General features: G+C 70.8%; 19 protein-coding genes and 2 pseudogenes. 4 read left to right on the top strand and 17 right to left on the bottom strand.

Annotated features, from left to right (window positions below; all coding sequences use genetic code 11):
• Window positions 1-25: 25 nt before the first annotated feature.
• The 12 genes and pseudogenes from STRVI_RS28935 to STRVI_RS28880 form a co-directional block, all read right to left on the bottom strand.
• Window positions 26-1,666: a thiamine pyrophosphate-binding protein gene (locus tag STRVI_RS28935; protein WP_014059173.1), complete on the bottom strand. Its 1,641-nt coding sequence runs from the start codon at window positions 1,664-1,666 to the stop codon at window positions 26-28.
• Window positions 1,663-2,448 carry a cyclase family protein gene (locus STRVI_RS28930; protein ID WP_014059172.1) on the bottom strand — a complete coding sequence of 262 codons (786 nt, stop codon included), beginning with the start codon at window positions 2,446-2,448 and terminating at the stop codon, window positions 1,663-1,665. The genes STRVI_RS28935 and STRVI_RS28930 overlap by 4 nt, the downstream gene beginning before the upstream one ends.
• A 410-nt stretch (window positions 2,449-2,858) precedes the next feature.
• Window positions 2,859-3,746, bottom strand: a pseudogene (locus STRVI_RS28925) (ThuA domain-containing protein); the annotation flags it as partial.
• Between the two features lie 269 nt (window positions 3,747-4,015).
• A complete protein-coding gene (locus STRVI_RS28920; RefSeq protein WP_014059170.1) occupies window positions 4,016-5,011 on the bottom strand; it encodes an aldo/keto reductase in 996 nt (331 codons plus the stop codon).
• 159 nt (window positions 5,012-5,170) lie between these two features.
• Complete coding sequence (gdhA, locus tag STRVI_RS28915) at window positions 5,171-6,517, bottom strand: NADP-specific glutamate dehydrogenase (RefSeq protein ID WP_014059169.1); 1,347 nt, start codon at window positions 6,515-6,517, stop codon at window positions 5,171-5,173.
• 71 nt (window positions 6,518-6,588) lie between these two features.
• Window positions 6,589-7,164 carry a TetR/AcrR family transcriptional regulator gene (locus STRVI_RS28910; RefSeq protein ID WP_043236677.1) on the bottom strand — a complete coding sequence of 192 codons (576 nt, stop codon included), beginning with the start codon at window positions 7,162-7,164 and terminating at the stop codon, window positions 6,589-6,591.
• A gap of 32 nt (window positions 7,165-7,196) precedes the next feature.
• Window positions 7,197-8,366: a pyridoxal phosphate-dependent aminotransferase gene (locus STRVI_RS28905; protein WP_014059167.1), complete on the bottom strand. Its 1,170-nt coding sequence runs from the start codon at window positions 8,364-8,366 to the stop codon at window positions 7,197-7,199.
• A 23-nt stretch (window positions 8,367-8,389) separates the two neighbouring features.
• Window positions 8,390-9,187 (bottom strand): SDR family oxidoreductase, encoded by a 798-nt coding sequence (locus STRVI_RS28900; protein WP_014059166.1) that lies wholly within the window; start codon window positions 9,185-9,187, stop codon window positions 8,390-8,392.
• 35 nt (window positions 9,188-9,222) lie between these two features.
• Window positions 9,223-10,245 carry a biotin-dependent carboxyltransferase family protein gene (locus tag STRVI_RS28895; protein WP_014059165.1) on the bottom strand — a complete coding sequence of 341 codons (1,023 nt, stop codon included), beginning with the start codon at window positions 10,243-10,245 and terminating at the stop codon, window positions 9,223-9,225.
• Window positions 10,242-10,985: a 5-oxoprolinase subunit B family protein gene (locus STRVI_RS28890; RefSeq protein WP_014059164.1), complete on the bottom strand. Its 744-nt coding sequence runs from the start codon at window positions 10,983-10,985 to the stop codon at window positions 10,242-10,244. The genes STRVI_RS28895 and STRVI_RS28890 overlap by 4 nt, the downstream gene beginning before the upstream one ends.
• A gap of 19 nt (window positions 10,986-11,004) precedes the next feature.
• Window positions 11,005-11,811 carry a LamB/YcsF family protein gene (locus STRVI_RS28885; protein WP_014059163.1) on the bottom strand — a complete coding sequence of 269 codons (807 nt, stop codon included), beginning with the start codon at window positions 11,809-11,811 and terminating at the stop codon, window positions 11,005-11,007.
• Window positions 11,812-11,839: 28 nt separating this feature from the next.
• Complete coding sequence (locus STRVI_RS28880) at window positions 11,840-13,216, bottom strand: MFS transporter (RefSeq protein WP_014059162.1); 1,377 nt, start codon at window positions 13,214-13,216, stop codon at window positions 11,840-11,842.
• 572 nt (window positions 13,217-13,788) lie between these two features.
• Between STRVI_RS28880 and STRVI_RS28875 the strand changes: the two genes are divergently transcribed.
• Both STRVI_RS28875 and STRVI_RS28870 read left to right on the top strand, forming a co-directional pair.
• Window positions 13,789-14,433, top strand: a complete 645-nt coding sequence (locus tag STRVI_RS28875; RefSeq protein WP_014059161.1) for an RraA family protein — start codon at window positions 13,789-13,791, stop codon at window positions 14,431-14,433.
• Entirely contained in the window at window positions 14,430-15,605 is a 1,176-nt protein-coding gene (locus STRVI_RS28870; RefSeq protein ID WP_014059160.1) for a D-2-hydroxyacid dehydrogenase, read from the top strand. Before STRVI_RS28875 ends, STRVI_RS28870 begins: the two co-directional genes overlap by 4 nt.
• Window positions 15,606-15,643: 38 nt before the next feature.
• On the opposite strand, the gene STRVI_RS28865 is transcribed toward STRVI_RS28870, so the two are convergent.
• Both STRVI_RS28865 and STRVI_RS28860 read right to left on the bottom strand, forming a co-directional pair.
• Window positions 15,644-16,075, bottom strand: coding sequence for a pyridoxamine 5'-phosphate oxidase family protein (locus STRVI_RS28865; RefSeq protein WP_014059159.1), 432 nt, complete (start codon window positions 16,073-16,075; stop codon window positions 15,644-15,646).
• A gap of 117 nt (window positions 16,076-16,192) precedes the next feature.
• Window positions 16,193-17,029 (bottom strand): NAD(P)H-binding protein, encoded by an 837-nt coding sequence (locus STRVI_RS28860; protein ID WP_014059158.1) that lies wholly within the window; start codon window positions 17,027-17,029, stop codon window positions 16,193-16,195.
• Window positions 17,030-17,111: 82 nt separating this feature from the next.
• Between STRVI_RS28860 and STRVI_RS28855 the strand changes: the two genes are divergently transcribed.
• Window positions 17,112-18,080, top strand: a complete 969-nt coding sequence (locus STRVI_RS28855; protein WP_043236674.1) for an AraC family transcriptional regulator — start codon at window positions 17,112-17,114, stop codon at window positions 18,078-18,080.
• A 32-nt stretch (window positions 18,081-18,112) separates the two neighbouring features.
• Here the strand turns inward: STRVI_RS28855 and STRVI_RS28850 are convergent, their stop codons facing one another.
• Both STRVI_RS28850 and STRVI_RS28845 read right to left on the bottom strand, forming a co-directional pair.
• On the bottom strand, window positions 18,113-19,096 hold the full coding sequence (locus STRVI_RS28850; RefSeq protein ID WP_014059156.1) for a quinone oxidoreductase family protein: 984 nt from the start codon (window positions 19,094-19,096) through the stop codon (window positions 18,113-18,115).
• Between the two features lie 44 nt (window positions 19,097-19,140).
• Entirely contained in the window at window positions 19,141-20,007 is an 867-nt protein-coding gene (locus STRVI_RS28845; protein WP_014059155.1) for a helix-turn-helix transcriptional regulator, read from the bottom strand.
• A gap of 116 nt (window positions 20,008-20,123) precedes the next feature.
• Here STRVI_RS28845 and STRVI_RS48815 point away from each other — a divergent pair.
• Window positions 20,124-20,534, top strand: a pseudogene (locus STRVI_RS48815) (FAD-dependent oxidoreductase); the annotation flags it as partial.
• A 110-nt stretch (window positions 20,535-20,644) separates the two neighbouring features.
• On the opposite strand, the gene STRVI_RS28840 reads toward STRVI_RS48815, so the two are convergent.
• Window positions 20,645-20,977: an AMP-binding enzyme gene (locus tag STRVI_RS28840; RefSeq protein ID WP_014059154.1), complete on the bottom strand. Its 333-nt coding sequence runs from the start codon at window positions 20,975-20,977 to the stop codon at window positions 20,645-20,647.
• Between the last annotated feature and the right edge of the window lie 149 nt (window positions 20,978-21,126).

Here is a 21,126-nt window from a genome sequence, read left to right as displayed (position 1 = left end):
CGGGAAGCCACGCGGTCCCGATGGCTCAGTGTCCGCGGAACGCCTCTTCCAGCCACCAGGCCCCGTGATCGCCGACCACCTTGGCATCGATGAGGAGTGGCGCGGATCGTGGTCCGGCGACCCAGTCCTCGACGGCCTTGAGGTCCGCGGGTGTGCGTACGGTCACCGCCTCGAAGCCGTACCCTCGCGCCACGGCGGCGATGTCCGTCGGCGGGAACTCGACCGTGTCGAGCGGATACCCGTCGGGCTTGAAGTGGTGCACCTCCGCTCCGTAGGCGTCGTCGTTGTAGACGACGACCACCATCGGCAGCCCGAGACGGCGTACGGTGTCGAGTTCGGCAGCGCTCATCAGCGCGCCACCGTCGCCGAGCGCGGCCACGGGCAGCCGGTCCGGCCGCGCCAGTGCCGCGCCGATGGCCGTGGCAAGGCCCAGGCCGATCGACTGGAACGCCTGGGTGAAGCACAGGCCGTCGTGGTCCGGCACGGACAGGTACATGGTCGGGTAGCCCATGAAGTTTCCGGAGTCCACGCCCATCACCCGCTCGGCGGGGAGGATGTCGTCGAGCGCGATGCTCAGCGTCCTCGGGTCGATCCGTTCACGGCTGCTCTCGTCCTCGTACGGCACATCCCGCCACCGCACCCGTGCGGCGATGGCCGCCCCGATGCCGGCGGTCCGGTAACCCTCCCGTTGCCGTCCGGGCGTATCGAGCACCTGCCGTGCCGTGAGTTCCACATCGCCGGTGACGCCGAGGTGCACCTCCCGGTGCACACCGAGTGCCGAGGCCTCGTCGTCGACCTGTGCGACGGTGGCGTCCGGACCGATCAGCCGACCGTGCCGCATCGTCCACATATTCAGCGCGCAGCCCCAGCCCACGATCAGGTCCGCCCCCTGGATCAGCTCCGCCGTAAGGGGGGACGAGAAGCCGCCGGACACATCGAGCGACCACGGGTCGTCGTGGAACAGTCCGCGGGCGACGGCCGACGTGGCGAGCAGCGCACCGTGGCGCTCGGCGAGTGCCACGAGGGCATCCCGGGCGCCGGGCGCGCGCGATCCCCGGCCGGCCACGAAGACCGGACGTCGTGACCGGTCGAGCACCTGCGCCAGCGCCGCCACGTCGTCCGGCACCGGCTCGACCGCGGTCCGTTCGGGCGGCGGCGCGGCCAGGGCCGGTGCGTCGTCGGGTGCGTCCAGGGCCTGCACGTCCAACGGGAGGTTGAGCAGCACGGTGCGCCGTTCGTGCAGGGCGCGTCGCACCGCGGTGCAGGCTTGCTCGACCGCGTCCTCCGCCGACGTCACACGCGCCGTGACCGCGCCCACGGCGTGTGCCAGCGCCTCTTGGTCGACGGAGAAGTTGGACCTCGGCTCGGTGGCCTCGGCCGCCAGCACGAGGAGCGGCGTACGGCTCTTGGCCGCCTCGCCGATACCGGTGATGGCGTTGGTCAGGCCGCACCCCTGATGCACGGTCAGCGCGGCCACTGTGCCGCTCATCCGCGCGTAGGCATCCGCCATCGTGGCCGCGCCGCCCTCATGGCGTGCGGCGACGAACCGGGTACCCGCCGCCACCATGGCATTGGTCAGATGGAAGTTGCCCGAGCCGACCACGCCGAACACGTGGTCGACACCTGCCGCGGACAGCGCCCGGCCAACGGCTTCCGCGACCTTCATGACCGCTCCACCAGCGCGAGCACCCGTGCGGGAGCCCCGGATCCGGTGACGATGGGCAACGGCCCCGCGATGATGACGGCGCCGGTCGGTGGCAGCGCCGAGAGATTCTGCAACTGCGTCAGCCCGTACTTGTCACTGCCCATGAGATAGGAGTGACACGGGAAGGCCGGGTCGAACGAAGGCGCCTGCCCGGCGTCGGTGCCCACCGTTTCGACACCGAGGCCGATCACCGGCGACTCCTCCGCCACCCACCGAGCGCATTCCGGCGACAGGCCAGGGGTGTGCGGGCCGCTCGCGTCGGCGTTGAGGAACGGCTCCTGCGCGTGCGAACGGGCGTCCCACCCGGTACGCACCAGCAGCCAGCCACCCTCGGGCAGCGGCCCGTTCTCGGCCTCCCATGCCTTCACATGCTCCACCTCGACCAGGAAGTCGGGGTCCGCCTCCACCTCGGCGGAGAAGTCCAGCACGGCCGCCGGTGCGATCAGCCGGCCTGCCGGAACCGACGCCACGTCGGTGAGGTCCTTCCCGGTGACCCAGTGGTTCGGTGCGTCGAAGTGCGTGCCCGTGTGCTCACCACTGCGGAAGTTGTTCCAGTACCAGGCCGGTCCCCGGTTGTCGTACCTGCTGATCTCCTCCAGTTCGAACACCGCGGTCTGGCCGAACTCGGAGGGCAACTGGATTACCGGTGTGGAGGACGACAGCGGTGAGGTGAGGTCGACGACTTCGATGGCACCACTTCGCAACCCGGTGGTCAGGGCGGCGAGGACGGATTGGGGGGACATGACGGCCTCCTGCGCATGAGGGCTGATCGTGTGCCGTTCATCAATGCGTCACTGCAGGTCGTAGGGGCCTGGCGGGGTCCGCAGGTGTGCAGGGACTCTACCCGAGTGATCATCACAGGGGTATCAGGTGACGCGGAAGCCGCCCCCGGTTCCCGTGGCGCTGCCGTACGCGGTTACGCGATGAGCAGGAGCACGCTGATCGCCAGCATCACCACCGCTGTGCTCACGTGGATGCCGTAAACGGCGGCCTTTGGCCCGTTGCTGCGCAGCACGATCAGCGCATCGCCGACGAAGGTGGCCGCCCCGGATTTCCGGGGCGGCCTGGGCGGGGGTGGGCGGGAGTCGGGCTCCCGGGGTGTCCCCGTGGGTTCTCGGTGGTGTGGGGGCTACTTGTGCGTCATGGGCGTCCGGGCGGAGTCGGGGGTGGAGGGGGCCGGTGACTGGGAGCCGTTCGTGCCACCGAGCCACTTCAGGCCGTCGAGGAGGAAGCGGTTCTGTGTCTGGCTCGCGAAGGTGGACGACAGGGGGGTGTTGGTGTCGTAGTCCATCGCGTTGTGGCCGAAGTTCGCGTACAGCATCTTGTACTTGCTGTTCGTCCACAGGATCGGGTAATAGCCGCTGTACCAGGTCTGGTTGGGGTCGGTGCCGAGCGGGAAGCTGCTCGGGTCGACGGAGGCCAGGATCTTGATGTCCGGGTTCTGCCGCAGGTCGTTCGACCAGCTATACCACTCGCTGACCGATGAGGTGAAGGTGGCGGGCAGGGCCTTGGTGGACGGGTGGGTCCGGTCCTCGACCTTCAGGGTGGCCGTGGTCGGCCCCCAGGTGTTGGACTTGAAGTTGCCGCTGCCGAGGAACTCGTTGTGATACCAGGGCCAGCTCTGCGCCTCGGTGGTGAAGGCCGCTACGTGGAACCCCATCCAGGCGCCGCCCGCGCGCATATAGCGCTCGAACCCGGCACGTTGGGCGGAGGTCTGCGGCAGGTCGTCGAGGAACAGCACCACCTTGTAGTCGTCGACTCCGCCGTCGGCGAGCAGGTTCCAGTTGTTGCTCGCCGTGTAGGTGAAGCCGTTCTGGGCCGCCTGCTGGGGGAACCACTCGTTCGCTTCATGGACGAAGTTGATGTGGGCGGCGTCCCACGTACCGTTGTACAAGGCCAGGACCTTGAACGGCGCGTCCGCGCTGCGCGCCGTCGCGTGGACGGGGGCGACCGCCAGGCCCAGCAGCGTGGCCAACAGCACCAGCAGCCGTATGGCCACGGACGTCGTCCTGGGCGATCCGATGTCTCTGCTCTCCTGCATGTGCGCTCCTCGCTGTGCGGATGTTGCCGCTGTCACGGGTGGGGGATCTGGACACCGACGGCCAACGCCGACACAGCTGCGGAGCGGGTGGTCCACCATCGCAGAGGCACGGCTTTTCGCAGACGGGCGATGGGTGAAATTAAAGGTCTGAACCAGACACGTCAAGAGATGAAGCAAGAAGAGCACCACGGCGAGGTTCGCCTGAAGAAGTCGAACGCGCCCTATGTCGCTCCGTGGACCTTCTGTCGCCGCCCGGCCGGGATCCGCGCTCAGCGCCCCAGGATCCGGTCGATGTCGGTCATCTGACCGGCGGTGAGCGGCCCCTTCGCCAGCGCGCCCGCGTTCTCCTCGGCTTGGGCGACCGTACGGAAGCCGGGGATCGGGATCGTCCGCGAGCTGCGGGCCCAGATCCAGGCGAGGGCGCCCTGGGCGAGGGTGCGGCCGTCGCTGGTGAGGATGGACCGCAGGGCGTCGACCCGCTGGAGCCAGGCCGGGTCCGCGCCCGTGTTCGCGATGAAGCCCGGCAGCCAGGCGGGGGGCGCGTTGCGGATGTCCGCGCTGTCCAGGGCGCGCCCGGCGGTGTGTTTGCCGGTGAGCAGTCCCATGGCGAGGGGGCTGCGGTTGACGCTGGCGAGGTTCGACTCCGCGCAGAGGGCAAGGAGTTCGGGCGCGTCCTGGAGGATGTTCAGGCGGTGCTGGACGGCCGCGCAGTGCGGACCCTGGGCGAAGACGGCAGCCCGGGCGGGGTCGTCCGTACTCCAGGCGTACGCGCGGATCAGCCCCTCGCGCACCAACTCCTCGCAGGCGTCGCGAAGTTGGGCGGCGCGCTCGGGGTCGGCGTCGGAGATATGGAGTTGGTACAGGTCGACGTGGTCGCTGTTCAGGCGCCGCAGTGAGGCGGTCAGGGCGCGGCGCAGGTGTTCCGGGGAGTCGTCCTGCCCGTCGCAGGTGCGGGTCCGCTCGTCGAAGAGGTTGCCCCATTTCGTCGCGATGACGACGTCGGTGCGGTGCTTGCCGAGGGCGCGGCCGAGCAGGCGTTCGCTGTGGCCGGTGCCGTACGCGTCGGCGGTGTCGAAGAAGGTGACGCCGAGGTCGAGTGCGCGCTGAATCGCCCGTACGGACTCCTCGTCGTCGACCTTGCCCCACCCCAGGGGCTGCCCGTCGGCGGACTGCCACTCACCGCCGATGGCCCAGCAGCCGAAGCCGAGAGCGCTCACCTCGATGCCGCTGCGGCCCAGTGTTCTGTTGTGCGCCGTGGTCTCCATGCCCGGGGACAGTAGGAGTTGGAGCGCACGCGAAGGCAAGCCCAAGCCCTGACGGGATTGCCTTCGCGTGCAGGAGGTTGCCTTCGTGTGCGCCGTCGTGTGTGTCTTCGGATGCGCTTTCGGGTGCGTCGCGGTGTGCGCCGTCTTGTGCGCCGCGGGTCAGATGACTCCCTGGGCCATCATCGCGTCCGCGACGTGGCGGAAGCCCGCGGTGTTCGCGCCGAGCACATAGTCCTCGGCGTCACCTCCGTAGATCTCGGCGGAGGCGCGGCACTGGGCGTGGACCTGCCGCATGATGCCGGCGAGCTGGTCCTCCGTGCGCTCGAAGGTCCAGCGGTCGCGGGAGGCGTTCTGCTGCATCTCCAGCGCGGAGGTGGCGACCCCGCCCGCGTTGGCCGCCTTGCCCGGGCCGAAGAGGACTCCCGCGCCGCGGAACACCTCGACCGCCTCGGGTGTGCACGGCATGTTCGCGCCCTCGGCCACGGCGAGCACACCGTTCTTCACCAGCGCGCCGGCGTCCTGCTGGTGCAGCTCGTTCTGGGTCGCGCACGGCAGGGCGATCTCGCACGGGACGTCGAACACCGACCCCCGGTCGGAGAACCGCGCGCTCGGCTTCGCCTCGGCGTAGGCGGAGAGCCGGGCGCGGCGCACCTCCTTGATCTCCTTCAGCAGGGCCAGGTCGATGCCGTTCTCGTCGACCAGGTAGCCGGAGGAGTCGGAGCAGGCCACCACGAGACCGCCCAGGGCGTGGACCTTCTCGATGGCGTAGAGGGCGACATTTCCCGACCCGGAGACCACGACCCGCCGCCCGTCGAAGCCCTGACCGCGGGTGGCGAGCATTTCGTGGGCGAAGAAGACCGTGCCGTAGCCGGTGGCCTCGGTACGGGCGTGTGAACCGCCCCAGCCGACCGGCTTGCCGGTCAGCACCCCGGCCTCGAAGCGATTGGTGATCCGCTTGTACTGGCCGAAGAGGTAGCCGATCTCACGGCCGCCCACTCCGATGTCCCCGGCGGGCACATCGGTGTGCTCGCCGAGGTGGCGGTACAGCTCGGTCATGAAGGACTGGCAGAACCGCATCACCTCGGCTTCCGAGCGGCCCTTGGGGTCGAAGTCCGACCCGCCCTTGCCGCCGCCGATGGACAATCCGGTCAGCGCGTTCTTGAAGATCTGCTCGAAGCCGAGGAACTTCACGATGCCCAGATTGACGCTCGGGTGGAACCGCAGGCCGCCCTTGTACGGTCCCAGGGCGCTGTTGAACTCCACCCGGAAACCGCGGTTGACCTGCACCGTTCCCTGATCGTCCACCCATGGGACCCGGAACATGAGCTGTCGTTCCGGTTCGCACAGCCGCTCCACGATCCGGGCGTCCGCGTACTCCGGGTGCGCCTTGAGCACGGGGCCTATGGCGTGCAGGACTTCGTGGGCCGCCTGGTGGAACTCCGCTTCCCCGGGGTTCCGGCGGCGGAGGGTGTCGTAGACGGCTTCGATCTGGGCACTGACGTCCATGTGGTGTCTCTCTGCTCAGGTGAGGGCGAGCCGGGCGTGGATCCGTGGGTCGTGCGGTTGCCGCGCCCAGATTAGGGGCTGGGGGCGGACCAGCCGATCAGGGCGCCGCGCAGGGCGGCCACGAGGCGGGTGGCCGCCTCGTCCTCGGTACGTCCACTCTTGATGAGGTCGAGGATGTCCCGCGGATCGAACAGCGCGTTCCACAAATACAGGGCCTCGTCCCCGAGATCCCCTAGACCGAGTTCCTCGGTGGTCTGCCGCAGCGGTTCGGTGAGCGCCTCCGCCTGCGGGGTGAGATAGCCGGTGCCCTCACTCAGCCGTTCGAGATAGCCGCGGTGCGACCGCATCTGTGCCATCGCACCGCCGTGTTCCAGGACGAGGGACACCCAGTACCGCGACACCGCTTCGAGCCTCACCATGCCTCGTGTGGTCTGCCGGCCGCTGAAGTCCCGTAGCTCGGAGCCCACCTGGGCCCGGAACGCGTGCAGGATCTCCTCGACGGAGGAGAAGTGCCGGTAGGCCGTCGCGGTGGACACCTCGGCGTGCTTGGCGATCTCGGCCAGGCTGACCGGTGTCGGCGAGTTCTCGAAAAGCAGCGCGGCGGCCTTGATGAGGTGCCTGCGGTTGCGCTCGGTGTCACTGCGCATGGGTCGACTCCTCGTCGGGTGGGGGACGGCGCTCACCGCAGGGCCGACAGGCCCTCGGCCAGTCGGCGTACGCCCTCGGTGATGGCCTGCGCGCTGGCAGCGTACGACAGCCGGAGGTGCCCCTCGCCCTGGGCGCCGAACTCGCTTCCGGGCCGGACGGCGACGCCGTGGGCGCGGAGTGCCGCGACGACCTCCACCGAGGGCAAGTCCAGGTCGTAGCACGGGAATTGGTAGAACGCGCCCTCGGGCGAGCTGAGCGTGAGGCCCGGGATCGCGGCGAGTTCCGTACGCATGATGTCGCGCCGCTGCTCGTACGCCTCGCGCATGCGGGCCACGTCCTCGTCGCAGCTTCGCACCGCGGCGAGCGCGGCGTCCTGGACGAAGGTGTTCACCGAGCCGTTGAAGGTGTTGTGGATGCGTGCCGACGCCTGGATGAGCGCCGACGGGCCCCACAGGTAGCCGACGCGCCAGCCGGTCATGGCGTAGCTCTTGGAGAAGGTCTGGCAGTACACGGTGCGGTCGCGCAGGCCGTCGAGCGAGATCGCCGAGGTGAACGGGCGGCCGGTGTAGTCGAGGTCGGAGTACGCCTCGTCGGAGATGACGATGGTCGAGGTGGCGTCGAGCAGCTCGGCGAGCGCTTCGAGCTCCTCGCGGCTGTGCACGATGCCGGTCGGGTTGCCGGGGTTGCAGAAGACGAAGAGCCGGGCGCCGGTGAGGGCGTCGGCGAGCCGGTCGAGGTCCCAGTGCAGGTCCGGCGCGAGCGGGACGGGCACGACGGTGGCTCCGGCCATGCTGACCAGATCGGCGTAGAGGGAGTAGGTGGGGTCGGGGATGACCACCTTGTCGCCGGGGTTGACGATGCCGAGGATCGAGGCGGCGAGGCCCGCGGTCCCGCCCTGGGTGATCAGGATGTCCGCGGCGCTGACCGCTGTCCCGGCCAGGCCGGTGAGCTTCTCGGCGAGCGCCTCGCGCAGTGCCGGTTCGCCGAGCAGCGGTGAGTAGTGGGTGCGTCCGGCGCGCAGCGAGGCGTGGGCCGCCTCGGTCACGGGGCGGGGGGTGTCGAAGTCGGGTTCGCCCATGGCGAGGGAGACCAGGTCGGCCCGGGACTGCGGCTGCTGCGTCCGGCGGGAGGCGGCCGCGATGCGGGCGACGGCCTCGGCGGTGGCGAACGGGGGCGGCTGCGTGGTGATGGTGGGCGGCATGCGCTCCTCCTGGTGGCGGGTGTTCAGGGCTGCGGTGTGGCGCCGGCGGGTGCGCCCGCCCAGCGGCTGATCTCGAGGTCGGCGGAGGTGTCGCGCTGCCGGGTGGGGGCGACGACGATCTCCTGGAGGACGACGCGCTGGGGGAGGGTGACGGCGAGGCGGATGGCCTGGGCCACGTCCGCGGGCCGTACCATCTCGGCGCGCTCCTCCGGGGCCGGAGGGCGGGCGCGGTTGTCGAGGATGGGGGTGTCCGCTTCACCGGGGAGCACGGTGATCGCGCGCAGCCCCTGGTTGCGGAAGGTGTTGTGCAGGAAGGTCATGAAGTTGCGGACCCCGGCCTTGGCCGCGCCGTAGGCGGCGCCGCCGAGCAGATTGGGGTTGACGGCGGCGAGCGAGGAGACGGTGACGATCGTCCCGCCGCCACGGCCGAGCATGTCGGGCAGCACGGCCTGGGTGAGCTGGAAGACCGCGGTGAGGTTCACTTCCAGGACGTGACGCCACTCGTCGTGCGGGAGCCACTGCGGGTTGAGCACCGTCGAGGAGCTGCCCGCGTTGTTGACCAGGACGTCTACGGGGCCGAGTTCGGCGTGGACCCGGTCGAGGACCTGTGTCACATCGTCGGCACTGGTGATATCGGCGGCGAGGGCGAGTGCCGTGCCGCCCTCGTCGCGGATGGTGGCCGCGACGGCGTCGAGCGCCTCCTGTCTGCGCCCGAGCAGCACGACGGTGGCGCCGTCCTGGGCGAGCAGCCGCGCGGTCTCCAGGCCCATCCCACTGCCCGCTCCTGTGATGAGAGCGGTCCTGCCGGACAACGTCGTCACCGTTCCTCCTCTACCACACAAATGAGATTCCGATTTCAAGTGAGAATATCTTCTCGTTTATTGCGGGACAAGGGTTCCCCGAAACCGAGGGCGCCGAACGCCTCGGCGGCCGCCTGCCCCAGTGCGCACACCTCCGCCTCGCGCCGCGCGAAGCGGCGCAGCGAGACCTCGCGGTCGGCCCAGCGGAACCGCAACTCCCGCCCCGGACCGGCCTGTCCGAGCAGGGGCAGCGACGCCCGCGAGGCGACACCGACGATCGGATAGCCCGCCGTCAGGCTCCGGTAGCGGCCGAGCACGATCAGCTCGTCGGCATGCGGGATCTGGAGCGCCCCGATGGGCACTCCGTGCGACACGATCTCGGTGTCGGAGTCCGGATGCAGCACCGGCCCGTCGAGCCGCAGCCCCACATGGTTGGAGCGCGGGGTGACGACGTACGCCGACTCCGCGATCAGCTCACGGATGCCGGGGATCGTGCGCACGCCGTGGCTCGCGACGACGTCGACGACCCAGGGCCCGTCGTCGAAGCGCGGAACGGGGACGGGCAGCCGGAACAACGGCGAGGCGAACAGCCGATGGCCGAATCCCCGGAACTCCGTGCCCAGCAGCACCCGTTCACCCGGGGCGATGACCTGCCCGAATCCCATCCTGGCGTCCGGGGCCGCGCTCCCCAGCAGGGTCTTCGCGGCGAGTGTGCCGTTCACGGCCAGATAGGTACGGATCCCCCGGCTCATGTCCCCGCGGACGCGTAGCTCCTGGCCCGCCGGTACCACCAGCGGCGACCAGGTGTCGACGGGCGCGCCGCCGACGGTGACCCGGGCGGGTGCGCCGGTCACCGCCAGCAGGACGTCGGCGTCGGGGACCAGGCCCAGTTCGCCGCCGAAGTTCTCGATCAGTGTCGCGCCCCGGGCGTTGCCCACCAGGCGGTTCGCCACGGCCGCCGAGTGCTGGTCGGCCGCGCCACCGGTGGGGACACCGCGCCGCTCCGTATCGCGGCGGCCGAGATCCTGGAACGTGGTGACCCATCCGGTGCTCGTGATGTCCAGCGCCACGGTCGTCATACGGCCTCCTCCACCGGCAGCAGGAAACCGGCATCCCGCACCGGGGCCTCGTCCCGGGGCACGGGGACGAAGCGCACGATGTCGCCGGTGCCGAACGAGACGGGGTCCGGCCGGGAGATGTCGACGATGGTGTACGGGGTGCGCCCGACGACACGCCATCCGGTCGGACCGGGGAACGGCTGGATGATCGCGTTGGTCCCGGCGATCATGATCGCTCCGGGGGCGACGTCCGTCCGCGGTTCGGCCCGCCGGCGCACCGGTCTGGGCACCTTGAGCCCGTCCATCATCGGGGCCATCGCCGCGCCGAGGAGGGAGATCGTGAAGGTGGACTCCGCGATGGCCTCGATGACCTCGGCGGGGGCCAGGCCCAGTTCCTCGGCGACGGACCTCAGATCCGGGCCGGTCTCCTCGTCGAAGACGACGGGGACGGTGAACGCGCGCACCGCCCGCGGGCGGGCCGTACCCGTACCCTCCGACGGCGAAGGCGCCCACCGCGCCACCAGACGGGCCGCGTACTCCACATGCTCGAGCGCGGTCCGCAGCGGGTCGAACTCGATGAGCAGGGACTCCAGACCGGAGACGACATCGAGCACGCCGTGCGGGCGGTGGGCCAGGAACCGGTCGCGGAAGGCGACGATCCCGGCCCTTCGGATGGCCTGGTCGGGGTGGGGGATGGTCACCATCACCGCCGAGTCCCCGAAGGGCTCGACGGTGAGGGCGCCGTACTGTGCTGTGGTCATCGCCTGGTGCGCTCGGCCGTCAGCCGGCGAGCGCGACCTCCGCCTTTTCCGCCAGGACCTCGCGCAGCCCGGCGACGCGGATGCCCGCGGCGCCGAGCGCGCCGCGCAGCGCGGTGCCGTTCGCGAGGACGGACGGGTGGTCGCCGTGCAGCAGCAGCACATCGGCGTCGTGGCCGAGCGGGACCACATTGCCGTTGACCGAGCGCACGGTGCCCTCCCGCACCACCTGGGCCGAGCGCTGCCCGATCAGCTCGGGGTCGTGGATGAGGCCGCCTTCCTGTGAGCGGGGGACGGGCATGCCGTCGTCGCCGTAGCCGCGGTCGGCGAGGAACACATAGCCGACCTCCAGCCCGCGCTTGCGCGACTCCTCGGCGAGCAGACCGCGTTGGCAGATGACGATGTAGTCGGTGTTGTATGCGGCGATCGCGTCGGTGATGGCCCGCGCGTGCTTGGCGTCGGTCTGCGCGATCGAGCCCATCCGCCCGTGCGGGGCGACATGGCTGATGGTGCCGCCGTGCACCCGCGCGAAGGCGTCCAGCGCGCCGAGCTGGTAGAGCACATCGGTACGGATCTCCTCTTCGGACGCCTCGATGAGACGACGGCCGAAGCCGACGAGGTCGGGGTAGCCGGGGTGGGCGCCCAGCTCGATGCCGCGCGCGACGCAGCCCGCGACGGTCCGGTCCATGATGCGCGGGTCACCGGCGTGGAAGCCGCAGGCGATGTTCGACGAGGTGACGAGGGTGAGCAGGGCTCCGTCGTCCCCGATGGTGTAGTTGCCGAAGCTCTCGCCGAGGTCGGCGACGACGGCTACGGAGTTGATTCCCATGGTGTCTCCTTGTGCCGGGGTGGGTGGTTCAGCGGGCGGTGAGGGGCCGGCCCTTGGTCTCGCGCAGGAAAGCGATGGCGATCAGGGTGATCACGGCGGTGATGATGGAGGCGAAGGCGGGGACGAGCGCGGAGCCGGTCGACTCGATCAGCTCGGTCATCACCAGCGGGGCGCTGCCGCCGAAGATGATCGTCGAGATGCTGAACCCGATGCTGTAGGCGGAGTAGCGCACCGTGGTCGGGAACATCTCGGCGAGCGCGGTGTGGACGACCGCGGCGTGGCCGGAGAAGGCGATCGCCAGCACGATGGTGCCGATGCAGGCGAGCCCGAACTCGCCCGTGGTGATGAGCCGGAACATCGGGTACGAGACGGCGGCCATGGCCACGGCGGAGCCGGTGAGGACGGGCTTGCGGCCGATCCGGTCGGACAAGCGGGCCATGAGCGGGATACAGAGGGAGATGGCCACCAGGCTGAACGCCGTGACGGTGAGCGACCGCAGCATCGAGAAGTTGTGCTCGCCGAGCGAGGACCTCAAGTAGGTCGGCATATACACGAACAGCAGGTAGTAGCCGGGGCCGTTGAGCGCCGGGAGGAAGATCGTGAGGGCGATCGCCTTCAGATGGCGCGGGGAGGTCAATGCCTCCCGCAGCGGGTTGCGCGCGACGGTGTTCTGCTCCCGCAGCGCCTCGAAGTGCGGGGTCTCCTCCAGCCGGCGGCGGATGTAGAAGCCGACGTAGCCGAGCGGGACGGCCAGGAGGAAGGGCACCCGCCAGGCCCAGGAGGTCATCGCGTCATCGCCGAGCGTCGTGATGAGAAGGGCGGAGAGGGCGCTGCCGAACATCAGGGCCACGAACGAGCCGACCGCGATGAAGCTCATCATGTAGTTGCGGCGGGTGTCGGGCGCGTACTCGCCGACGAAGGACATGGCACCGGCCACCTCACCACCCGCCGAGAAGCCCTGGAGCACACGGAGCAGGACCAGCAGCGCGGGCGCGGCGACACCGATGACACCGGACGACGGTATGAGGCCGATGGCCGCGGTCGCGGCGGAGATGAGGACCAGCAGGGTGGCGAGAAGGCCCTTGCGCCCGAGCCGGTCACCCAGATATCCGCAGATGACGCTGCCGAACGGGCGGGCGACGAAGCTGATCAGGAAACCGATGTTGGTGAGGAAGAGTCCCCCGGCCTCGGCCTCCCCCATGATGTTGATCGCGAGGTAGGTGACCAGCAGGCCGTACACGCCGTAGTCGTACCACTCGACGAAGGACCCGATGGCGCCCGCGAAGGTGGCCTTGCGGACGACCTTGCCGTCAGCGGAGACGATGTCGACCGGTGCCGCGTTGGGCGTGTCCGACGCGGCGTCGTGACGATCTGAAGTGGTGTCGAGCCGATCTGACGTAGTCATACGCGATTACTTTCGGTGTCGCGGACTCCTGGAACGGTGTCCTGAAGGATCATGCGCTGAACGGGGTCGCTGTCAGCGGTCGCTCCTGGGCCGGGGCGCACCTGGACGTTTCGTGGTCTACGGGTTCTATGGGAAGGCGATGACGGCGCTCGGGCCGTGCTCGCTCGCCTGAGTGAGGCCAGAGGTGAGGCAGGACGGAAGGGTCGCGGAGCGGCGTCAGAGCCAAGTTGCGACGTGAACCGCGAATGAGAATAGATTCGCATTCTGGGGTGGTCAAGGATGTGTGTTGCCCCCTCGTTAACCTTTCGCTTCCATCGCGCTTCCGCCTTGGACTCCAGGGTTCGCCCGGCGATTTGAGGGTGCTTTCGATGGTGGTGTCGGGGTACGACCTGTCCCGAAGGGGCTGATCTCGCGGGCTGGGCACCTCTTGTCTTGCGTCACGGATGGATGCAGACTGACTCTCGCGAAACGCGAAACCTTTCGCACTTTCTCGTTTGGGGCGTGGTGATCCCACGACGCCCGCACCGCCACCGCCCCGCCCGGCGGAACCGGACCCGGTGAAGGAGCCTGCGATGACCCAGGACAACGTGCGCGTGAGCAGCGCGTGGGAACGCGTCGAGGGACAGGTGCTGGATCAGTTCCGCGCCCACTCCGTGGCCAACCTCGGGGATGCCCTCGACCGGCTGAACATCGTCGACGGTGGCATCGCGCCCATCTGGAACGGGGCCAAAGCCGTCGGCACGGCGCTTCCCATTCTCACCGTCGCGGGAGACAACAAGGCCGTGATCGCGGCGCTCGAGCACATCCGCCCCGGTGACATCCTGGTCATCAACGCCTTCGGCCACGACGGCCGCGCCATCATCGGCGACAACCTCGCCCAGCGCTTCGCCGTCTACGGTGCCGCCGGGGCGGTGGTCGACGGATATGTGCGCGACGCCGCGATCATCGGAGAGCTCGGGGTCCCGGTCTTCGCCCGCGGGCTCACCCCCGCCGGTCCGTTCAAGAACGGCCCGGGCACGATCGGCGAACCGGTCGCCATCGGCGGTGTCGTGGTGAACCCCGGAGACATCGTCGCCGCCGACGGGGACGGCGTCATCGTCATCCCGCCGCACCGGGCCGATGAGGCGCTGAGGGCGGTCGAGGAGATCGTCGCCCGCGAGGCGGCGCTGGACGCGGAGGTCGAAACGCTGCGGAACCAGGTCAAGGCCGTCCGATGAGCGGCCGGGACGAGACGACGGGGCAGGATCGGCTGACCGCCCGGGACCAGATGACCGCCCGGGACCAGATGACCGCCCGGGACCAGATGACCGCCCGGGACCAGATGACCGGCTGGGGCCGCGTGGCGGACCGCCTCCGCGTGGCGGTCGCCGCCCCGCTGTCCGAGGAGAACTGCGCCCGCATCCGGGAGTTGGAGCCGCGGATCGACCTCGTCGTCGACCACTCCCTCCTCCCGCCGATGCGCTGGCCCGCCGACTTCGCCGGCGACCCGGCCTGGCGGCGCGGCCCCCAGCAGCAGCGCGCCTACGAGGCGGCGATCGACTCGGCCGACGCCCTGTACGGCATCCCCGACCTGGACCCGGCCGCCCTGGCGCGGGCGGTCCGGGCCAACCCGCGGCTGCGCTGGGTGCACACGATGGCCGCGGGCGGCGGTGGCCAGGTCAAGACGGCCGGGCTGAGCGCCGAAGAGCTCGACCGGGTCCTGTTCACCACCTCGGCCGGTGTGCACGGGCGCCCGCTCGCCGAGTTCGCCGTCTTCGGCGTGCTCGCGGGTGCCAAGGACCTTCCCCGACTGCGGCGCCGGCAGGACGACCGGGAGTGGACCGGCCGCTGGACAATGGGGCAGGTGAACCAGCAGACGGTGCTGGTCCTCGGCCTCGGCGGGATCGGCCGGGTCGTCGCCGAGACCCTCCACGCGCTGGGGGCCACGGTCATCGGCACGAGCAGGAGGGACGTCACCGTCACCGGCGTCTCCACCGTGGTGCACCCCGACCACATCACCGAAGTGGCTCCCACCGTGGACGCCGTCGTGAACACCCTCCCCGGCACCGAGGCCACCGAGCACCTCCTCGGCGAACGGTTCTTCGGCGCCCTTCGGCCCGGCGCCTGTCTCGTGAACGTCGGCCGCGGAAGCGTCGTCGACGAGGCCGCGCTGATCGGCGCGCTCGACTCCGGCCGGGTCGGCTTCGCCGCGCTGGACGTCTTCGAGACCGAACCGCTGCCCGCGCACAGTCCGCTGTGGGACCACGACCGGGTGCTGGTGAGCCCGCACACCGCCGCGCTCGACGCGGCGGAGGACCGCCGCATCGCCGAACTCTTCGCCACCAACACCACCCGGCTCCTCGACGGGCACGAGTTGCTCAACCGCGTGAACACCGTCGAGTTCTATTGACCGGGGCGGCGGCGCACTCGAAGAGGTTGTCGCGGAGGTCAGAACGCGTAGCGGCGCACGGTCTCCGGGTGGATGACGAGACGGACCCAGTCCTCGGCCAGGATCCCGGCGAGGTCGTCGGCGCGGGCCGGGTCGTCGTCGAGGTCCCAGTAGCGCGCGGCCAGCCGGGCGGCCAGGTCGTGTGCTCCGTCGGTTTCCACCGTGGTGCGGCCGGCCACCCACAGCCAGCGCTCGCGTTCGCCCACCGGGGCGGCGACCACGATCGAGGCGCGGGGGTCGCGGCGCAGGCGCCGCACTTTGAGCGTGTCCGGGCCCGTGAAGAGCTGGATCGTGCCCTCGGCGGTGGCCTCGAACCACACCGGCCGGGGCTGTGGCGGAAGCGGCCCCCCGGCCACGGACAGGAACCCGTACAGGGGGCGCCGGAGGAACTCGAGGTCCTGGGTGGTCAGCGAAGTGGCGTCGGTGCTCATCACGGCCCTTCCGATGGGTGAGGGGGAATGGTTTCGAGGTCGTTGAACGAGGCGTCGGCTCGTTCTGATCGTGTGATCCCAGGGCGATGGCCAGGCAGCTCGGCCGCCGCCGGGCGGTCATCGCCCCCAGGCTCCCGCCGCCGCGGCCCGCACGACGTAGTCCTCAAAGGTCCGGGGCGCCCGTCCCAGGACGGTGGCGAGGTCATCCGTCGTCCCGGCCAGCAGCCCGCGTTCCATCAGTACGAACATCTCGGCCACGTGGTGGGCGTCCTCCTCGCCCACGCCCTCCTCGACCAGCGCCGCGGTGTACTCGGCGGGGGAGACCTGCCGGTAGGCGATGGGCCGCCCGGACGCCCGGGAGATCAGCCGGACGGCCTCGCCGAAGGTGAGCGCACGCGGTCCGGTCAGCTCGTAGATCCGTCCGGCGTGCCGGTCGGTCTCGGTCAACACCGCGGCCGCGGCGTCGGCGACGTCCTCCGCGTCGATGAACGGCTCGGGAACCTTGCCGGCCGGGAGCGCCAGCTCCCCGGCGATCAGCGGGGCGTGGAAGACGTCCTCGTCGAAGTTCTGGGCGAAGTTCGACGGCCGCAGGACGGTCCACTCCAGCGCCGAGCCGCGTACGGCATCCTCGGCCGAGCGCATGTCAAGGCCGAACGTGGAGTCGCCCCAGGTGTCGGAGCCGCGCCCGGAGAGCAGGACCAGCCGCCGCACTCCGGCGGCCTCGGCCCGGGCCACGAACTCGTGCACCGGGCCCGGCACGCGCGGGGCCACCAGATAGGCGACGGCGATGCCCCGCAGGGCCGCGTCCCAGCCGCCGGGGTCGGACCAGTCGAACCGGGTCCGGCTCGATCGGGAGGCGGCCCGCACCGGTGTGCCGTGCAGCCGCAACCGGGCGAGGATCCGCCGACCCGTCTTGCCGGTCGCGCCGAGGACGAGAGTGGTGTCGTTGCTCATGAGACCGATTGAACATGGCCGACTCGGACGAACCCATAGGCAAAAAGCTGGACCACCTGTGTATGCGTCTAAAATCGCTGAGGTGGACGCCTTCAGTGACCTGATCCGCGGGGTGCGAGCCCATGGCTCGTTGTTCGGCAGCTCGACCCTGTCCCCGCCCTGGGCACTGCACTTCGTGGACGGCGCGCCGCTCACCCTGTGCACCGTCCTCACCGGGGCGGGCTGGATCGTGCCGGAGCACGGTCCGCCCGAGCCGCTGCGCGCCCGCGAGACGGTCGTCGTGCGCGGCCCCGCCACGTTCACCTTCGTCGACGAGGTCGGCACCCGGGCCGAACCGATCGCATGCGGCGAGCACTGCGCGACGCCCGAGCAGGGCGGGACCCGGCACCGGCGCGGCTGGAACGACTCCGGCGGGGACACCGGTCACGGCCCCGGCGGGGACACCGGTCACGGCCGTGCTGCCACGACCCTGATCGTCGGCGCCTATCCCGTGCGCGGCGAGATCAGCCGCCGACTGCTGGACGCGCTGCCCGTCGTGCTGCGTGTGGACGCGGGGGGCACGGGCGACCCCGTGCTGGACCACCTCGCCGCCGAGGTCGCCGTCGACACACCGGGCCAGCAGGTCGTACTCGACCGGCTGCTGGACTGGATGATGGTCTGCACGCTGCGCGAGTGGTTCGACCGGCCCGGCGGCGAGCCCCCGGCCTGGTGGGCCGCCCAGCGGGACCCGGTGGTCGGCGGCGCGCTGCGCCTGCTGCACGCCGAACCGGCGGCACCATGGACGGTCGCCGCCCTGGCCGAGCACATCGGGGTGTCGCGTTCGACGCTGGCCAAGCGGTTCGCCGACCTGGTCGGCGAACCCCCGCTGACCTACCTCACCCGCTGGCGCATGACGCTCGCCGCAGACCTCCTGGTCGAGCGGAAGGCCGCGACCATCGCGGACATCGCCCGCACCGTCGGCTACTCCGACCCGTTCGGATTCAGCGCGGCGTTCAAACGCGTCCGAGGCGCCAACCCCAGCGAATTCCGGCGCGCCGCGACCACGTCATAGCGCCGCGACCACGTCATAGCGCCGCGACCACGTCATAGCGCCGCGACGTCCAGTACCAGCTTGCCCGTGGTCGCCCCCGCCTCGATCCGGCGGTGCGCTTCGGCGACTCGCTCCAGCGGCAGAGCCTCAACCTGTACCCGCAGCTCTCCCTTGGCCACCGCCTCCACCGCACGGCGCAGCGCCCGGCCCGCCTCGTCGGGGTGGGCGGCGGCGAAGGCGGCCAGATTGAAGCCGGAGACCGTCCTGTTGGTGAACCACAGTTCGTTGGCCGGGACGCCGACGTCCTGGGCGCCCGAGGCATTGCCCATGATCACCAGGCGGCCCATGGAGGCCAGCCGGTCCAGGCTCGCTCGGCGGGTGGAGCCGCCGACCATGTCGACGACGATGTCGAACCGGCCGGCGTCGGCGAGCCGGTCACGGAGGATCACCTCGTCGTAGCCGAAGCCCTTGGCGGTGTCGATCTTGGAGGCGCTTCCGACCGTGCCGACCACGCGGCCCGCGCCCAGCAGACGGGCGGCCTGGCCGAGTTGGCTCCCTACGCCGCCGGCGGCGGCGTGCACCAGGACGCTCTCGCCGGGAGCGATGCGGGCGACCCGGTCGAGCACCAGGAAGGCGGTGGTGCTGTTGGACGGCAGAGCCGCGGCCGTGCCCATTCCGATATCCAGGCCGTCCAGCGGGGCGACCAGGTCCGCCGAGGTGACCGCCACCTCGGCGTAGCCGCCGGAATCGACGATCGTCAAGGCGGCCACCGGCCGACCGGGCCACAGATCCTCGACGCCCTCGCCAACGGCGCGGACGTATCCGGCGACCTCGATGCCCGGTACGAAGGGCAGCGGCACATCGACCACGCCGCGCCGGTAGAGGACCTCGGCGAAGTTCGCACCCGCGTAGGCCACGTCGATGGCGACCTGGCCCGGCCCCGGGACAGGGATCGGCACCGTGTCGGCGCGGAGCACCCCGGCGTCGCCGAACTCGGGGATGGTCACTGCCTTCATCTGTGTGTCATCGCTGTTCATGGCAGTGATGCTGCCGCTTGGTCAGGGGGCCGGGCAGTGTCCGTTCATCCTGGGTGTGCCACCACCAGGCTGCGCCGCCGCATCAGCTCCTCCAGCCGCTGCCGGGTGTCGGTGCCCGGGCGGGGGTTGTGCAGGATCAGATGGTGCCCGGGGTGCTCGGGCAGCGGCAGCAGCGTGGCGTCGAAGACCAGGGTCCCGGCCGTGGCGTGGTCGACCGCCTTCACCGCACTGGTGTGCTCGGCCACGTCGTGGCGCGCCCACAGCTCCGCGAACTCCGGACTGACCGCGGCCAGGTCGCCGGCGATGCGATCGAATTCCGGATCGTCCGGATAGTGTGCCGCATCGGCCCGGAAGCCGGCGGCCACCTGGGGCGCGGTCTCGGCCCAGTGCCGGTGCAGCGTCCGGTAGCGGGCGTTGGTGAAGAACGAGACCAGGCAGTTGTGGTCGGTCTCGCCGTAGCCGAACACCTCCCGGGCCATGTCGTTGACCGCGGTGAAATTCCAGTGGCGGTCGCGGACATAGCCGGGCCGTGGCAGCCAGGAGTCGAGCAGCCGTCGCAGCTCGGGCGAGGTGGGCACGGCGGGCGCGGGCGCGTCCCGCGGCGGGTTGAGCCCGGCCAGCCGGTACAGGTGCCCGCGTTCGGCCGCGTTCAGCAGCAGCGCGCGGGCGATGGCGTCGATGACCTCCTCGGACACCGTGATGTCGCGCCCCTGCTCCAGCCACGTGTACCACGACACCCCGACCCCGGAGAGCACCGCGACCTCCTCGCGCCGCAGCCCCGGGGTGCGCCGCCGACCGCCTTCCGGCATACCGACATCGGCCGGTGAGACCCGCGCCCTGCGGCTGCGCAGGAACTCCCGCATTTCGGCGCGGCGGCGGTCACGGGACAAGGAGGAGCGAGCACTGGCCATGAGACAAACCCTAAGGCTGCTTCTCCGCCGGATGGGCGTGCGTCCGGGTACTCGACGATTAGGAAAAGCGCCCAGGACGGACGAGGCGCCGCCGCACATCGTCCGGCGACACCACCCTGTACCCGCTGCGCGGCCCCCTTTTCCATGTGCGCGACCACGGCAAGGCCATGCCGCGGATCACCAGCGCGCACGCGATGGCGTTCGACGCCTCGCGTGGCGACCAGAACATGGTCTTCGTCGTCCCGCGCGGCGACCACTGCGTGGTGCTGGGCGGCCTCGTACAGGCCAACGAGTGGCCGACGCATCTGCCCTTCCGCCATGCGCCGGTGCAGGACATGGTGCGGCGCTGCCAGGAGTTCCTGCCCGCGCTGCGCACGGCCGTGCCACAACTGGCGCCGGTACGGGTGGGGTTGCGGCCCGCACGGCGCGGAAACGTCTGCCTGGAGGCCGGGACCGGCACCCGCCTGGTGCACAACTACGGGCACGGCGGCTCGGGATTCACCCTGTCCTGGGGCTGTGCGCGGGAAGCGGCGCGACTGGCCGCCGAGGTGGCGCGGGCCTGGAGATGTGCTGCGCGGGTGGGGGAGCGGGCCGCCGGGATGCACCCGGCGGCCCGCTCCCCCACCCGCTCCAGGCGTCAGGAGCAGGTCTTGCGCAGCTCGCGCTTGGAAACCTTGCCGGTGGGGCCGAGGGGCAGGGCGGTCATGAAGACCACCTTGCGCGGGTACTTGTGCCCGCCGAGCCGTTCCCGGGACCAGGCGATGACCTCCTCGGCGGACGGGACGCGCAGGTCGGCCCGCAGCACCACCGCGGCGCACACCTCCTCGCCCTTGACGTCGTCGGGCACTCCGACGACCGACACCTCGGCGATGGCCGGGTGCCGGGCCAGCCGGATGTCGCCCTCGACGATCGCGAGGCGGTGCGGATGGCGACGGGCGGAATCGCCGAGGATGGCGGCGACACTCAGCATGGCGTCTCCCCTGAGGCCGAGCGGTGGATGCCGTGGCTTACGACGGGCCCAGAATCAGACATCGCCGCTGGTCCCGACCATGTGCGGGTGCCACCCTTGGCGGTCGCGAGGTGGGCACGGGCCCTCGCCGGCGAGGCGCCGTGCGTACG

It is taken from the genome of Streptomyces violaceusniger Tu 4113 (genome assembly GCF_000147815.2).
Classification (GTDB): domain Bacteria; phylum Actinomycetota; class Actinomycetes; order Streptomycetales; family Streptomycetaceae; genus Streptomyces; species Streptomyces violaceusniger_A.
The sequence above is the reverse complement of the archived record's forward strand: the minus strand, read 5'-3'. Positions and strand labels throughout refer to the sequence as shown.

Excerpts from the sequence above, each read along its gene's own strand:
- STRVI_RS28890 (WP_014059164.1), bottom strand. The coding sequence starts at position 10,985 with ATGACCACAGCACAGTACGGCGCCCTCACCGTCGAGCCCTTCGGGGAC.
- STRVI_RS28845 (WP_014059155.1), bottom strand. The coding sequence starts at position 20,007 with ATGGCCAGTGCTCGCTCCTCCTTGTCCCGTGACCGCCGCCGCGCCGAA.
- STRVI_RS28870 (WP_014059160.1), top strand. The coding sequence starts at position 14,430 with ATGAGCGGCCGGGACGAGACGACGGGGCAGGATCGGCTGACCGCCCGG.
- STRVI_RS28920 (WP_014059170.1), bottom strand. The coding sequence starts at position 5,011 with ATGGAGACCACGGCGCACAACAGAACACTGGGCCGCAGCGGCATCGAG.
- STRVI_RS28875 (WP_014059161.1), top strand. The coding sequence starts at position 13,789 with ATGACCCAGGACAACGTGCGCGTGAGCAGCGCGTGGGAACGCGTCGAG.
- STRVI_RS28850 (WP_014059156.1), bottom strand. The coding sequence starts at position 19,096 with ATGAACAGCGATGACACACAGATGAAGGCAGTGACCATCCCCGAGTTC.
- STRVI_RS28935 (WP_014059173.1), bottom strand. The coding sequence starts at position 1,666 with ATGAAGGTCGCGGAAGCCGTTGGCCGGGCGCTGTCCGCGGCAGGTGTC.
- STRVI_RS28865 (WP_014059159.1), bottom strand. The coding sequence starts at position 16,075 with ATGAGCACCGACGCCACTTCGCTGACCACCCAGGACCTCGAGTTCCTC.
- gdhA (WP_014059169.1), bottom strand. The coding sequence starts at position 6,517 with ATGGACGTCAGTGCCCAGATCGAAGCCGTCTACGACACCCTCCGCCGC.
- STRVI_RS28930 (WP_014059172.1), bottom strand. The coding sequence starts at position 2,448 with ATGTCCCCCCAATCCGTCCTCGCCGCCCTGACCACCGGGTTGCGAAGT.
- STRVI_RS28880 (WP_014059162.1), bottom strand. The coding sequence starts at position 13,216 with ATGACTACGTCAGATCGGCTCGACACCACTTCAGATCGTCACGACGCC.
- STRVI_RS28910 (WP_043236677.1), bottom strand. The coding sequence starts at position 7,164 with ATGCGCAGTGACACCGAGCGCAACCGCAGGCACCTCATCAAGGCCGCC.
- STRVI_RS28860 (WP_014059158.1), bottom strand. The coding sequence starts at position 17,029 with ATGAGCAACGACACCACTCTCGTCCTCGGCGCGACCGGCAAGACGGGT.
- STRVI_RS28905 (WP_014059167.1), bottom strand. The coding sequence starts at position 8,366 with ATGCCGCCCACCATCACCACGCAGCCGCCCCCGTTCGCCACCGCCGAG.
- STRVI_RS28885 (WP_014059163.1), bottom strand. The coding sequence starts at position 11,811 with ATGGGAATCAACTCCGTAGCCGTCGTCGCCGACCTCGGCGAGAGCTTC.
- STRVI_RS28840 (WP_014059154.1), bottom strand. The coding sequence starts at position 20,977 with ATGCTGAGTGTCGCCGCCATCCTCGGCGATTCCGCCCGTCGCCATCCG.
- STRVI_RS28895 (WP_014059165.1), bottom strand. The coding sequence starts at position 10,245 with ATGACGACCGTGGCGCTGGACATCACGAGCACCGGATGGGTCACCACG.